Here is a 13,609-nt window from a genome sequence, read left to right on the forward strand (position 1 = left end):
ACGTCTTTTTTTTACGGAAGCCGGATGCTGCCCGCATATTTGTCCTTCCAATAAGCGCTTGTGTTCATATTTGTTATGGTAACGCCTGCGGACACGGTGACATGAATCACTTGTCCGTTCCCGATATAAATGGCCGGATTCAGGCTTTCCGCTTTAAAGAAGACCAGATCGCCGGGCTTCAGATCTTGTTTATCGACCGGAACGCCCGCCTGCATCTGCTTGTCCGCATAACGCGGCAGGCTGATTCCTTTCGCTTTTTGATAGATGTATTGAACAAATCCCGCCGTATCAAAGCCGGTTTCCGGTGAAACGCCGCCTTTCAGATAAGAAATTCCGATATGATCGGCCGCTGTGGACACAACGGGATTTTCTTTAGAAATGGCTAAATTGCTGAATCGGCGCACCCCCGTAAAATGTTTTTTCCAGTAATCTTCCGACAAGTAAGAAATGGTGACTTTTGCGGAGCGGCTTGCTTGGATGAACCTTCCCTCTCCCGCATAAATGCCCGCATGGGAAATTCCTTTTTTATACGTGTCGCTGAAATAAATCACGTCCCCGGGCTTTATGCCGCTCAGTTTGATTTTCTCACCGACCAGCCACTGCTGTTCCGCAGATCTCGGCAGGTAAATGTGAAGCTTGTTTTCAAAAACATATTGGACCAGCCCCGAACAGTCGAATCCCTCCTCGGGCGTGCTTCCGCCGAATACATACGGAATGTCGAGGTAACGGGCTGCCTCCTGAACGATCGGATCATCAGCCAGTTCCGGATCTTTTGTAATCCGCTTGGCGCCAAGATATAAATTCATCCAATAACTGCTTTTTTGAAAGCGTGTGACGGTTACGCCTTCAGACGGAGAACTGTGTATCATCTCTCCGTTTCCGATATAAAGACCGTCATGGACGGGCGCGTTTTGTGTTGAATCCGACTTTTTGAAAAACACAAGATCTCCCGGTGAAAGGTCATTTTCTTTGACGGCGGCTCCGACTTTCCATTGATCACTGACCGTTCTCGGCAGATGGATGTTCTGTCTGCTGAAAAGATAATGCATCAATCCGGACGGATCAAAACCGTCCTCAGGCTCTTCGCCTCCGTAAACATATTTATTTCCGACAAGTTTTTGCGCGTCTGAAACGATCAGGACAGAAACTTGAGAATCCGCTTCAGCAATTTCCGTTCTCGTCACTGCAGGTGCCACAAGACAAATCATAAGGCCGGCAAGGATGTACTTCCTCCAGCTTGTGAGCATGTTTTCTATTCACTCTCCTTATTTTTGGTAGTTTTTACATCGGTAACTTTTAACAAATGTTTAGGAGAGTACACAAAAAAAGAATGCCCGATATGGGCATTCTTTACTGGATTCGGAACAAACAATATGCCGGCAAGCGGAATCATGCGCTTATTTTGCGCCCGCTGTGTCCTCTTGCTGAATTTTTTGCATTTCCGTGTCAATTTTTTGTTTTTCCTGATCTGTGAGCTGATCATTGTATTTAAACGCTGACATAAACATAAAGACCATAATGATCGCGGCAAACGGCCATCCCGCTTTAATGATTTTCATTTGTTTTTCACTCCGCTTTCTTTTTTAAGATATCGCTGTGATCCACATCAAACGTTAATTTTCCATCCTTGACGCTCCAATCGAAATTCGATTCTTTCGTCAGTTCACGTACGATCGTTTTATGATTGATGCTGCCTTTTTTAACCGGTGCAGGCGTTGCTTCATGAATATTCATCGGCGTGACTTCAAAGCGTCCCGTGCCATTTTTCTGCAGATGATATTGAACAAGCGCCGTGTCTCTCGTTCTTGTCCACCCCTGGTCGAATACGAAGTTGCCCAGGCTGTAGAAAATAACGGTGCCGTGGTACATTTCGATCGGTTCCAGCACGTGCGGATGGTGTCCGACGATAATATCCGCTCCGGCATCTGACATTGCTCTTGCCAATTGGCGCTGTCTGTCATTCGGATCATTATCGTATTCCTGTCCCCAGTGTGTTTGAACAATGACAAGATCGGCTTTCTTTTTGGCTTTAGAAATCATCGGAATAAACAGCTCTGGATCGGCCGGAAGCACACCCGGCGCATTTCGTTTCGCTGCAAAACCTTTTCCGGAAACATCAGTGAAACCCAGTGTTGCGATTTTGATTCCGTTTACATCTTGATACGAAATGTTCTGCTCGGCTTCCTTCAGCGTGAGGCCCGCGCCGACAAGTTCAAGATTTTGCTTTGAAAACTCTTCAACCGTATCCCGCATTCCTTGAGGGCCGTAATCCATCGCATGGTTGTTGGCTGCCGTAAGAACGGTGAAATTCATGTCCTTCAATACTTTTACGGCATCTTTGTTTGACTGAAGGTGGATATTTTTTTCTGCTTCTTTGTAGTTCTTTTTATATGTAACCGGGTTTTCAAAGTTCCCCGACACATAGTCGGATGCTTCGAAGAATGGCTTTGCGTAACGGAAGACACTCTCCGTGCCTTTATGCTTTGTCACTTTCTCGACATTCCGGCCCATCATAATATCTCCGACGAATGAGGCTGATACAAGGTCATCGGCATTTCTTTTCACACTCGGCGTTTCCGCCTTCCCTGTCAGGATGCAGACGAACATCAGGCAAAAGACGATCGGCAGCGCGATAAAAACGTGAAGATTGGTCTTCTTTTTCTGCTGTTTGGTCAGCTTCAGCAGTTTTTCTTGAAAGCTTAATTGTTTTTTCATCGTTTGACACACCTTACATTAGATTAAGTAGTAAGCAAACATAATGGCAAAAGTTGCGCCGCTTAAGAACAGCGTGCTGGCAAATGTAATCGTTAATCCCTGTTTCTGAATGGTATTGGCGATCAGACCCGGTACGATGATACCGATTCCGCGGAATTCTGATATCTCAAACGGTACGATCGGGTAAAGGAAATCAAGGGCGATTTTTAAGCAGATTCCCGTTATCAGCATAGCTGCGAACTTTCTGCGTCCGTACAAAATCATAAATCTGGATAAACCGTATTTGACGATCACGTATGTAAGAAGACTCACTAACAATACGAGTAAAATAAAGACCGGCTGGTTAAAAACGAGCCCTAAATAACCCGGCACGACTAAACCGGCAGGTACGATACCTGTTTTTTCCGCGAAAATTAAACTGATTAACACGCCTAAAATAAGTGAGATGTATAAATCTGATCCGAACATTTATCCTTTTCCTCCTAGCTAACGAGCTGTTTCACCTTATACTCTTGAATTTTTTCAATTAATGGTTCCGCTGAACCGTGGATATTGCCGACGCCATATATGACACGGTTTTGCATTCTTGTTTTCAGCACGTCCATGATTTCGTCTGTTGATTTATATTCCAGATCGTGCAGTGTATCGGCAGGAATCTTGCCTTCTTCATAAGCTCTGACGATCGGTTCTGTCGTCTCGCCGATGAGTATGAGTTCCTTCGTTTTAATGTACGGAAGCACGTCGTTTGCGAACTGAATCGTTCTGTCCACACGGTCGGCGCGGCAGTTCATGATGACGATCGGTTCATCTGTCGGGTAGCCGATTTCCTTTACACGTTTCCATATATTTAAAGTAGAAGATGCATCATTTGCGGCAAAGCCGTTTACGAAATGACCGGGCTCCTTCGTGCTGAGCAGCGGCAGGATTCTCATGGCGCCAGGATCAGGCGGCGCATTCAGCATTCCTTTAAACGCCGTTTCTTCATCTATCCCAAGAGCCTGGGCAACGCCGAGCGCAAGGGAAGCGTTATCAGGAAAGACCATATATTCAAATTTTCGAAGGTATTCATCTGTAATTTTAGAGTTATCCGCAATAATGACCTCGGTATTCCGCTCTGCGGCTTTTTCTTTAAAGAAGTCTGTGTATTCACTGTCTGTAATGACAAGGTGACCGTTATACGGTATCGTCGCGGTAAAAGCTTCAGCGATTTCATCAAGCGTCGGCCCCATGACGTCCATATGGTCTTCAAGCACATTCACGATGACGCCGATGTTGGCTTGAAGGAGTTCTTCCTGAAAGATAATCTGATAATCCGGGTTTACCGCCATACATTCACTTACAATGGCATTGGCGCCCCGTTCTACGGTTTCCTTCATTACTTCTTTTTGCTCGCCGATATTCGGGCCCTGCGGTTTCCGTTTGATCGGTTTCTCCTCAGGTGTATCCCAATAGATCATCCTTGCATCTGTTCCCGTCGTCTTTCCGACTGTTTTGTAGCCCGCCTCCATCAGTATTCCGGTCGTCAGCCTCGTTACGGTTGACTTTCCGCGGATACCATTAATATTGACGCGTACTGGCAGAGCATCGATATTCTTCTGATGCCGCCTTTTTTCAATGATTCCGATGATTAGTACGGCAGCACAGGCTATAATGAGTAACCACATTGATTTTTGACATCTCCTTCTGTATTGATAAATTCATTCATCAGTATATAGCTTCACTATGAATTCTCAATCGGCATTATGTAACATAATCTTCCCGCTTTCACTGAGCCAAACTTCTCTATTAGTGACGCTATTCTTCCTATTATCGAATTGCTTTTTTTGGGAATAGGCAGGACTTCAACCTTACTTCAATTTTTCAAAAGAAAAATGAATGCGTTTACATTTTCGCGCAGAAATTCATTTGGACCAATGGAACTATTCGCGTTCCGGAAGAAAAAGATGTAATGATAATCCATCTTTTCCAGCCCGTTTGTATCAGCGTTTTTCGCACTGCGCATACGTTTCGGGACTCTCTGTCCGCTGTGTGCAGACTGCCTGTTTTGTTAAGGATAAGGTCTTAAAGTCATTCATTTCTCCCCCGTATCCTGCTTTCAGTCCCATTCCAAAATAACTAGCGGAATGACTGGTACATGACAGAAAAAGACGGGTCCGGAGTGTTTACAAGAAATACACATTTTATATGCGGAAAGCCTTTCTCCTTTTAAACCATTTACAGGACGTTTATCACTCTTTTGAAATAATTTTAATAAATCTTTATATTCGTTCAAGAAATATTCATCCATAATTGTGAAGTTCTTGGTAAAACCATCGAGGAACTCCTCTATTTTATAAAATGCATAAAAAAGGAATACCCGCTGAAAACTACAGATAACCAGGAAAGGAGGCGGTCTGATGTCTGCGGATAAACAAAACAAACGGATTCCCGGCGATTTTGAATCGGCTGTACGGGAAATGCAGGAGCTGATGTGTGTTTGCGGTGATTTTAAAATACGAAGGATCAAACTGCAGGACCGTCATACCGCTTTCTTTTATATTGAACAAATGATAGAAGAACAGAAGCTGAATGAGTTTCTGTTAAGCGACACCCTGCAGAACGGCCCGCTCGAGGAAACGATGAATGCCGTCAGCAGTGCGGAAACGGATGAAATCAGAAAACTCATTGACGGGATTTTGGCCGGACAGGTTGTTTTTCTCAGCGATGCATCGAGGAAAGCGAAGCTGTTTTCCGTCGGGCAGAATCCGCTGCGTTCCATTATGGAACCCGAATCTGAAAGTATCGTCCGCGGCGCCCATGACGGGTTTGTGGAAAGTTTGGAAACGAACATTCATCAGCTGCGGTTTCACATACAGGACCGCCATCTCTCCGTTCATTATATGGATATCGGGGAAAGAGCCAAATCAAAGGTTGCGGTTATCTTTGTTGAGAATATCGCCAATCCGGAGATTGTCGAGGAAGTGAAGCGGCGCCTGTCATACCTGCGTATAGACAGCGTGCTTGCGCCCGGGATTATCGAGGAATCAATAGAAGATAATTCGTTTTCCATTTTTCCGCAGATCATTCATACGGAACGGCCGGATAAAGCAAAAGCATGCGTGATGGAAGGCTGTGTGCTGATCATGATGGATGGGAGCCCGTCGGCTTTGATTGCGCCGATCACATTCTTTTCTTTTTTTCAATCGCCGGATGACTACAGCACGAGATGGATTTCCGCCAGTTTTTTAAGAGTGCTGAGATTTTTCGCCTTTATGATCGCGATTACGCTGCCCGCTTTTTATATCGCGCTGATTGCATTTCATTTTGAAGTCATTCCCAACGATCTGATTATCACCATGAAAAATTCGATTGTTGATATTCCCTTCCCTCCGCTGATAGAAGCCATGATTATGGAGATTACGATTGAACTGATCCGCGAAGCCGGTATCAGGCTGCCGAAACCGATCAGTCAGACGATCGGCATTGTCGGCGGTCTCGTGATCGGTGACGCAGTCGTTCAGGCGGGACTCATTTCTAATATGATGATCATCGTCGTAGCCGTTACGGCCGTTTCTTCTTTTGTGCTTCCTTCATATGAAATGAGCACCTCCATCCGAACGCTCAGATTTCCGCTTATGTTTCTGGCATCTTCGTTCGGTTTTATCGGCATCGCACTCGGCTTCGGGCTTATTCTGATGAACCTGTGCAAGCTTGAATCACTCGGCGTCCCTTATTTATCATCTCTGACGCCGTTTCATTTCAGCGACTTGAAGGATGCATTTATCCGGCTGCCGGCTTGGTTTATTAAAAGAAGGCCTTTTTATTTGAGACCGCAAGACTCAAAGCAGATAAAACATGTTCGGGGGTGGAGAAAAGATGAAGCCTAAAAAAATCAGCCCGCTTCAAGGCGTGTTTTTCATCAATCAGACGCAGATCAGCATCGGCATTTTGGCGCTGCCCCATTTACTGATGATGAAATCGGGAAGCAGCGGATGGATTTCCATTCTGCTTACCGGATTGCTCGTCCAGCTTACATTCAGCCTGTATATGATATTATTTCACCGGTTTCCGAAGCTGAACCTGTACGAAATGCTGGAGGAGGTATTCGGAACACTTGCCGGCAAAGGGGTGCAGGTGCTGTATATTTTATATTTCGCGTTTCTCTGCACGCTCATTCTTTCTGTATTTACACGGATATTGGATATCTGGGTGCTCCCGCAGACTCCGAATTGGGTGGTCAGCTTAATGCTGATCCTCGGTTCTGTCTATATCGCCCAGGCCCCGCTGAATGCGATCGCCAGGTTCAGCTTTATCTTAACACCGTTTTTGCTGCTGATCTCTCTGCCGATTTTATACACGCTGGGAAAAGCCGATATCACATACATTATGCCGATTTTTCACGGAACCGCAAAAGACATGCTTACCGGGGTGCAGCAAACACTTGTCAGCATTACCGGCTTTCAGGCGGCGCTCGTGATCGGGCCCCTAATCAACTGCACCGTCAGCCAGCGCTACAAAATACTGACGATTTCAAACATCTTGATTATCCTTTATTACCTGTATATCACCCTTACTTGCTTTGTCACAATCAGCCCCGAAGAAATAAAAATGATCCCGGAGCCTGTGCTGTACCTGTTAAAAACCGTTTCATTCAGAATTATCGAACGGACGGATCTGCTCTTTTTGACGTTTTGGTTCGTGACCGTCTTTTCAACGCTGGCCAACGTGTTTTACTTGGCAAGCACCGGCATCGCCAAGCTGTTCAATCAAAAAGACCACAGCCGGTTTGTTTATCCGCTGGCCCTGCTCGTCTTCCTTCTGTCTATTTGGGCCACAAGCACGGATAAAACGATACAGCAGCTGGATCAGTTTTTCCGCATTTCCGATATTGTGTTTGTGTATTTGTTTCCGTTGTTTATGGTATTGATTGTCCTTGTACGCAAAAAGGGTGTCCGCCATGCGCATTAAAAAAGCGGTTCTTATCAGTCTCATGTGCGCAAGCCTGACACTTGCGGGCTGCTGGGATCAAAATTTGCTGAAAGATATTTCTCTCGTGCTGACCGCAAGCCTTGATGTTGATCATGACGGTAAAAATAAAATCGGCATCACCTATCGGAAGGTTCAGTCGTCCCAGGCGGAACAGGAAACGGGCGGCTCATTCATTACGACGGTGCTCAGCGCTTCCGGGCACACCATCCGTGAAGCGCGGTTTCAATTGGATAAGCTTGTCGATCAGCGCATTGACACGTCCAAGCAAAGAGTCTTATTAATCGGTGAGAAAATGGCGGAAAAACCGCTTTTTCCTTATCTCGATGTCTTTTACAGAGATCCGAAAAGTCCGCTTCTCGCTCATCCGGCGGTTGTAAAAGACGGCGAGGCGATTGAAGTGCTGAAGCTGATCGTCCGGCAGAAATTGATCGTCAGCAAGTATTTAACGAATTTATTAACAAGCGCTAATGCGGAATCAAATATCAGCATGGAAAATTTGCAATCCATCCGTTCAAGCATGCTGACGGCTGATAAGGATTTCGCCCTTCCTTATTTATCGATTAACGGACAGACGATAAAGGTAGAGGGTTCTGCCCTGTTCAGCGGCCAGCGGAAAGTGACTGAGGTGCTCGGTCAGGATTCGACCCTCCTGACCCTTTTAAGCGGGCAATTTAATAAATCGGCTAATATTAATCTGAAGCTGTGGGACAAATACAAAATGGATATTGAAAATTATCTTTCTCTCGGCATCACGGATGCCACGCGAAAGATTGTATTTATAGATACAGATCCGCAGCATATAAAAGTGAAAATCCGTTTAAAACTGAATGCACGCGTCTTGGAATATCCGAAGGACAAGCTGAATTCTTATACGGCAATCGACCAAATGAACAAACAAGCCTCAGCAAATCTGAACGGGCAGGCCAGATCGGTGATCAGCCATATTCAGGAGCACAACTCGGATATCCTCGGCATCGGCCGGAACTATCAAACCCATTATTATGAGCGGGGCAAGCGGCTCAATTGGCGTGAGGTCTATCCTTCCATCGAGATCGTCCCTGATATCAAAGTGAATATCTCGCAAATCGGTATCGTGAATTAGTAGAGGCCCCGGCCTCTTTTTTTGTTGCCAACCGAAATTATTCGTGTTACTCTTTTTGTGTAAACGGTTACATAAATGAAGGAGGAGTGTTTGTTGGCAACGATTAAAGATGTCGCAGGCGCTGCCGGCGTCTCTGTTGCCACGGTTTCGCGTGTCCTCAATGACAACGGCTACGTGCATGAAGATACACGAACGAAGGTCATGCTTGCCATGGAGAAGCTGAATTATTATCCGAATGAAGTTGCCCGCTCTCTTTATAAAAGAGAATCCAGACTGGTCGGGCTTTTGCTTCCGGATATTACGAATCCCTTTTTCCCTCAGCTTGCCCGCGGGGCTGAAGACGAGTTGCAGCGAGAAGGATACCGGCTGATCATCGGCAACAGCGATGAAGAATTGGAAAAAGAACTCGACTACCTGCAAACATTTAAACAAAATCAAGTTGCCGGTATTTTGGCGGCCACCCATTACCCCGATCTTCCCGAATACAGCGGCAGCCTTTACCCGGTCGTATTTCTGGACCGGACAAAAGAAGGCGCCCCATCCGTATTCAGTGACGGGCGGGCAGGCGGAAAACGGGCGGCTGAGGAAATGCTTCGCGGCAAAAGCACAAGCATCACGCTTGTCAAAGGCCCAGCCCACCTTCCGACCGCTCAGGAACGTTTTAACGGCGCACTTGATGTGCTGCAAAAAACAGGCGCGCAGTTCAATGTCATCTCCGCCGCTTCATTTTCCATCAAGGATGCCGCCATTTTAGCAGAAGAATTGTTTGCAGCATACCCTGAAACCGACGGAGTCATTGCCAGCAACGACATTGCGGCGGCTGCCGTCCTCCATGAGGCGCTGCGGCTCGGCAAAAAAGTTCCGGAGGAGATTCAGATCATCGGATACGACGATATTCCGCAGAGCAGGCTTTTGTTTCCGCCTCTTTCAACCATCCGCCAGCCTGCATATGAGATGGGAAAACAAGCGGCAAACCTGCTGCTGCAATTGATAAAGAAAGAGCCGCCGAAAGAGACGGCCATTCAACTGCCCGTGACTTACATAAGAAGACAAACGACGAGAAAGGATGATCACCATGAGTGAAATTTGTGTTATCGGAAGCTGTTCTATGGATCTGGTCGTCACATCCGATCGGCGCCCGAAAGCCGGAGAAACCGTACTGGGCACAGACTTTCAAACCGTGCCCGGAGGAAAAGGCGCAAACCAGGCCGTAGCCGCTTCCCGTCTGGGCGCAAACGTATATATGGTAGGAAAAGCAGGCAATGACGGCTACGGAAAAGCGATTATTGAAAACCTGAAGGCAAACGGTGTCAATACGGACTACATGGAAACGGTTACACATAAAAAAAGCGGAACGGCTCATATTGTGCTCGCAGAAGGAGACAACAGCATCGTCGTCGTAAAAGGCGCAAACGATGACATCTCCCCCGATTATGCCAAAAGTGCGCTAGCAAAACTTCCCGGCATTGATATCGTGCTGATCCAACAGGAGATTCCTGAAGAAACCGTTGAAGAAGTGTGCAGCTACTGCCGCGCGCAGCAGATTCCGGTTATCCTGAATCCCGCGCCGGCCCGGCCGCTGAAACAATCGACGATTGAGGATGCCGCATATCTTACGCCGAACGAACATGAAGCATCCATTTTATTTCCTGACCGGACGAAAGAAGAAGCGCTCGCCGGCTATCCCGGCAAACTGTTCATTACCGAAGGAAAACAAGGCGTACGCTACTCAGACGGCACCAAGGAACGGCTTGTTCCCGCTTTCCCTGCAGAAGCGGTCGACACGACGGGAGCCGGCGATACCTTTAATGCGGCACTTGCCGTCGCACTCGCGGAAGGACGGGACATCGAGCAAGCGCTCCTGTTTGCCAACCGCGCCGCCTCCCTGTCCGTGCAGCACTTCGGCGCCCAAGGCGGGATGCCGGCCAGAAAAGAAGTTGAGGAGCTGCTGTCATGAAAAAACACGGAATGTTAAACAGCCACATTGCCAAAGTATTAGCCGATCTCGGGCATACAGACCTCATCGCGATCGCCGATGCGGGTCTCCCCGTCCCTGACGGCGTCCCTAAAATTGATTTGTCCTTAACGGCGGGCGTTCCCGCCTTTCGGGACGTGACCGGCCTGGTAGCCGGGGAGATGGCAGTCGAAAAGGTGATAGCCGCTTCCGAGATCAAAGACGCAAATCCTGAGAATGCAAGTTTCATAGAAAGCCATTTCTCAGCGCAGACGATCGAGTACATGTCCCACGAGGAATTCAAACGGCTCACACAGAAAGCAAAAGCCGTCATCCGAACGGGTGAAATGACACCATACGCCAACTGCATCCTGCAGGCGGGTGTGATTTTCTAGAAAGAAGGGATCCAGCATGCACATCGGCATGACAGACATTCATAAAGCATTCGGCAAAAACCAAGTGCTATCCGGCGTCTCATTTGAGCTTCTGCCGGGAGAAATCCACGCTTTAATGGGAGAAAACGGAGCGGGCAAATCGACGTTAATGAATCTGCTCACCGGGCTCCACCGGCTCGACAAGGGAAACATTACGATAAACGGAACAAATATGAGCTTCTCCAATCCAAAGGAAGCCGAAAAGCACGGAATCGCCTTTATCCATCAGGAACTGAATATATGGCCGGACATGACGGTGCTCGAAAACCTTTTTATCGGCAAAGAGCTGACGACGGCGTTCGGCGTTTTGGAAACGAAGAAAATGAAAGCGCTAGCAAAATCACAGCTTGAAAAACTGGGAGTCTCTCTTCCTCTCGACCGGGAAGCCGGACAATGTTCCGTCGGCCAGCAGCAGATGATTGAGATTGCCAAAGCGCTGATGACAAACGCCGAAGTCATTATTATGGACGAACCGACCGCGGCGCTGACCGAACGGGAAATCAGCAAACTGTTTGACGTGATGACGGCGTTAAAGCGGGACGGCGTATCCATCGTCTATATTTCGCACCGAATGGAAGAGATATTTTCGATTTGCGACCGGATCACCATTATGCGGGACGGCCTCACTGTCGATACGGCGCATATTAAAGACACTAATTTTGATGAAGTGGTCAAAAAAATGGTCGGGCGGGAGCTGACCGATCGGTATCCGACTCGCACGCCGTCACTCGGCGATAAGGTGCTCGAAGTGAAAAACGCCTCAAAAAAAGGAAGCTTTTCACAGATCAGTTTCCATGTGAGCGCCGGAGAAATCCTCGGCGTTTCCGGCTTAATGGGTGCCGGACGGACAGAAATCATGAGGGCGCTGTTCGGAATTGACAGGCTCGATTCCGGAGAGATCTGGATTTCCGGCCGAAAAACCGGCATTCGGGGTCCGTACGATGCCATTCGCAAGGGCCTCGGCCTGATTACGGAGAACCGCAAAGATGAAGGGCTGCTGCTGGATACGTCCATTCGTGAAAATATCTCATTGCCGAACCTGACCAGCTTCTCTCCGAAAGGCATCATTGACCGAAAACGCGAGGCGGAGTTCGTTGAGCTGCTCATCAAGCGTCTGACCATTAAGACCGCATCTCCGGAAACCGCCGCCCGGCATTTATCAGGAGGAAATCAGCAAAAAGTCGTCATCGCCAAATGGATCGGAATCGGCCCGAAAGTTCTCATCCTTGATGAACCGACAAGAGGCGTCGACGTAGGCGCGAAAAGGGAAATCTATTCATTAATGAATGAACTGACCGATCGCGGAGTCGCCATCATCATGGTGTCTTCCGAGCTGCCGGAAATTCTCGGCATGAGTGACAGAATCATCGTCGTCCACGAAGGGCGCATCAGCGGAGAAATCAATGCGGCCGGCGCAACACAAGAACACATCATGACACTTGCCACGGGAGGGCAGCAGAATGAAAACTGAACCAATGACATCAACTGAACAAAAGCGATTTTCCATTCATACCTTTACGCAAAAACTCGGTCCGTTTCTCGGCTTACTGATTCTTGTGCTGATCGTTTCCGTTTTAAACCCGAGTTTTCTTGAACCCCTCAATATTCTCAACCTTCTTCGGCAGGTTGCGATTAACGCTCTGATTGCATTCGGAATGACGTTTGTCATTTTAACGGGAGGCATTGATCTCTCTGTCGGAGCCATCCTCGCCTTATCGAGCGCATTGGTCGCAGGTATGATGGTCTCAGGCATCGACCCGATCTTAGCCGTCATCATCGGCTGCGCGATCGGCGCCGTACTCGGCATGATAAACGGATTATTAATCACAAAAGGAAAAATGGCGCCGTTCATCGCTACTTTGGCGACAATGACCGTCTTTCGCGGACTGACCCTCGTCTATACGGACGGAAATCCGATTACGGGGCTCGGTTCAAATTACGCATTTCAATTATTCGGGCGCGGTTATTTTCTCGGCATTCCCGTACCTGCCATTACGATGCTGATTGCATTTGCGGCCCTGTGGGTTCTTCTGCACAAAACACCGTTCGGCCGCCGGACATACGCCATCGGCGGCAATGAGAAAGCGGCGCTGATATCGGGAATCAAAGTGCCCCGCATCAAGATCATGATCTATTCTCTGACAGGTTTATTATCGGCGCTGGCAGGAGCGATTCTGACATCACGCTTAAATTCCGCACAGCCGACGGCCGGGGAATCATACGAGCTGGACGCCATCGCAGCGGTCGTTCTCGGCGGAACGAGCCTATCCGGCGGTCGAGGGCGCATCATCGGTACGCTGATCGGGGTTTTGATTATCGGAACGCTGAACAACGGCTTGAACCTTCTCGGCGTATCATCTTTTTATCAGCTCGTCGTCAAAGGAATCGTCATTTTAATCGCGGTGCTGCTGGACCGCAAAAAATCGGCATAGTAGG

13 protein-coding genes are annotated in these 13,609 nt (G+C 47.8%); 8 read left to right on the forward strand and 5 right to left on the reverse strand.

What is annotated here, in order from left to right:
- Window positions 1-11 precede the first annotated feature (11 nt).
- The 5 genes from J6600_RS16870 to pgsB form a co-directional block, all read right to left on the reverse strand.
- Window positions 12-1,247 carry a C40 family peptidase gene (locus tag J6600_RS16870; RefSeq protein WP_209387661.1) on the reverse strand — a complete coding sequence of 412 codons (1,236 nt, stop codon included), beginning with the start codon at window positions 1,245-1,247 and terminating at the stop codon, window positions 12-14.
- Between the two features lie 150 nt (window positions 1,248-1,397).
- A complete protein-coding gene (gene edmS / locus J6600_RS16875) occupies window positions 1,398-1,559 on the reverse strand; it encodes an extrachromosomal elements maintenance protein EdmS (RefSeq protein ID WP_003151344.1) in 162 nt (53 codons plus the stop codon).
- Window positions 1,560-1,566: 7 nt separating this feature from the next.
- Window positions 1,567-2,715, reverse strand: coding sequence for a CapA family protein (locus tag J6600_RS16880; protein WP_007614174.1), 1,149 nt, complete (start codon window positions 2,713-2,715; stop codon window positions 1,567-1,569).
- 18 nt (window positions 2,716-2,733) lie between these two features.
- Window positions 2,734-3,183 carry a poly-gamma-glutamate biosynthesis protein PgsC gene (gene pgsC / locus J6600_RS16885; RefSeq protein WP_003151340.1) on the reverse strand — a complete coding sequence of 150 codons (450 nt, stop codon included), beginning with the start codon at window positions 3,181-3,183 and terminating at the stop codon, window positions 2,734-2,736.
- 14 nt (window positions 3,184-3,197) lie between these two features.
- A complete protein-coding gene (gene pgsB, locus J6600_RS16890) occupies window positions 3,198-4,379 on the reverse strand; it encodes a poly-gamma-glutamate synthase PgsB (protein ID WP_003151337.1) in 1,182 nt (393 codons plus the stop codon).
- 732 nt (window positions 4,380-5,111) lie between these two features.
- On the opposite strand from pgsB, the gene J6600_RS16895 reads away from it, so the two are divergent.
- The 8 genes from J6600_RS16895 (at window position 5,112) to rbsC (ending at window position 13,605) form a co-directional block, all read left to right on the forward strand.
- Window positions 5,112-6,581, forward strand: a complete 1,470-nt coding sequence (locus J6600_RS16895; protein WP_022553884.1) for a spore germination protein — start codon at window positions 5,112-5,114, stop codon at window positions 6,579-6,581.
- Window positions 6,571-7,662, forward strand: coding sequence for a GerAB/ArcD/ProY family transporter (locus J6600_RS16900; protein WP_012118599.1), 1,092 nt, complete (start codon window positions 6,571-6,573; stop codon window positions 7,660-7,662). Before J6600_RS16895 ends, J6600_RS16900 begins: the two co-directional genes overlap by 11 nt.
- Window positions 7,652-8,785 (forward strand): Ger(x)C family spore germination protein, encoded by a 1,134-nt coding sequence (locus J6600_RS16905; RefSeq protein ID WP_014419042.1) that lies wholly within the window; start codon window positions 7,652-7,654, stop codon window positions 8,783-8,785. The genes J6600_RS16900 and J6600_RS16905 overlap by 11 nt, the downstream gene beginning before the upstream one ends.
- A gap of 93 nt (window positions 8,786-8,878) precedes the next feature.
- Window positions 8,879-9,868 carry a LacI family DNA-binding transcriptional regulator gene (locus J6600_RS16910; protein WP_209387662.1) on the forward strand — a complete coding sequence of 330 codons (990 nt, stop codon included), beginning with the start codon at window positions 8,879-8,881 and terminating at the stop codon, window positions 9,866-9,868.
- A complete protein-coding gene (gene rbsK, locus J6600_RS16915) occupies window positions 9,861-10,742 on the forward strand; it encodes a ribokinase (RefSeq protein WP_022553886.1) in 882 nt (293 codons plus the stop codon). The genes J6600_RS16910 and rbsK overlap by 8 nt, the downstream gene beginning before the upstream one ends.
- The gene (gene rbsD, locus J6600_RS16920; RefSeq protein ID WP_095060222.1) at window positions 10,739-11,134 is read left to right on the forward strand and encodes a D-ribose pyranase; all 396 of its coding nucleotides are present in this window, start codon (window positions 10,739-10,741) and stop codon (window positions 11,132-11,134) included. The genes rbsK and rbsD overlap by 4 nt, the downstream gene beginning before the upstream one ends.
- Window positions 11,135-11,150: 16 nt before the next feature.
- On the forward strand, window positions 11,151-12,644 hold the full coding sequence (locus J6600_RS16925) for a sugar ABC transporter ATP-binding protein (RefSeq protein WP_014419046.1): 1,494 nt from the start codon (window positions 11,151-11,153) through the stop codon (window positions 12,642-12,644).
- Window positions 12,634-13,605, forward strand: coding sequence for a ribose ABC transporter permease RbsC (gene rbsC / locus J6600_RS16930; RefSeq protein WP_053285355.1), 972 nt, complete (start codon window positions 12,634-12,636; stop codon window positions 13,603-13,605). Before J6600_RS16925 ends, rbsC begins: the two co-directional genes overlap by 11 nt.
- Window positions 13,606-13,609: the final 4 nt, after the last annotated feature.

Source organism: Bacillus sp. LJBV19 (assembly GCF_017797845.1).
Classification (GTDB): Bacteria; Bacillota; Bacilli; order Bacillales; family Bacillaceae; genus Bacillus; species Bacillus velezensis.

Coding starts and splice junctions, on each gene's coding strand:
- pgsC (WP_003151340.1), bottom strand. CDS start 3,183: ATGTTCGGATCAGATTTATACATCTCACTTATTTTAGGCGTGTTAATC.
- rbsC (WP_053285355.1), top strand. CDS start 12,634: ATGAAAACTGAACCAATGACATCAACTGAACAAAAGCGATTTTCCATT.
- pgsB (WP_003151337.1), bottom strand. CDS start 4,379: ATGTGGTTACTCATTATAGCCTGTGCTGCCGTACTAATCATCGGAATC.
- edmS (WP_003151344.1), bottom strand. CDS start 1,559: ATGAAAATCATTAAAGCGGGATGGCCGTTTGCCGCGATCATTATGGTC.
- J6600_RS16870 (WP_209387661.1), bottom strand. CDS start 1,247: ATGCTCACAAGCTGGAGGAAGTACATCCTTGCCGGCCTTATGATTTGT.
- J6600_RS16895 (WP_022553884.1), top strand. CDS start 5,112: ATGTCTGCGGATAAACAAAACAAACGGATTCCCGGCGATTTTGAATCG.
- J6600_RS16905 (WP_014419042.1), top strand. CDS start 7,652: ATGCGCATTAAAAAAGCGGTTCTTATCAGTCTCATGTGCGCAAGCCTG.
- J6600_RS16925 (WP_014419046.1), top strand. CDS start 11,151: ATGCACATCGGCATGACAGACATTCATAAAGCATTCGGCAAAAACCAA.
- J6600_RS16880 (WP_007614174.1), bottom strand. CDS start 2,715: ATGAAAAAACAATTAAGCTTTCAAGAAAAACTGCTGAAGCTGACCAAA.
- rbsK (WP_022553886.1), top strand. CDS start 9,861: ATGAGTGAAATTTGTGTTATCGGAAGCTGTTCTATGGATCTGGTCGTC.
- J6600_RS16900 (WP_012118599.1), top strand. CDS start 6,571: ATGAAGCCTAAAAAAATCAGCCCGCTTCAAGGCGTGTTTTTCATCAAT.
- rbsD (WP_095060222.1), top strand. CDS start 10,739: ATGAAAAAACACGGAATGTTAAACAGCCACATTGCCAAAGTATTAGCC.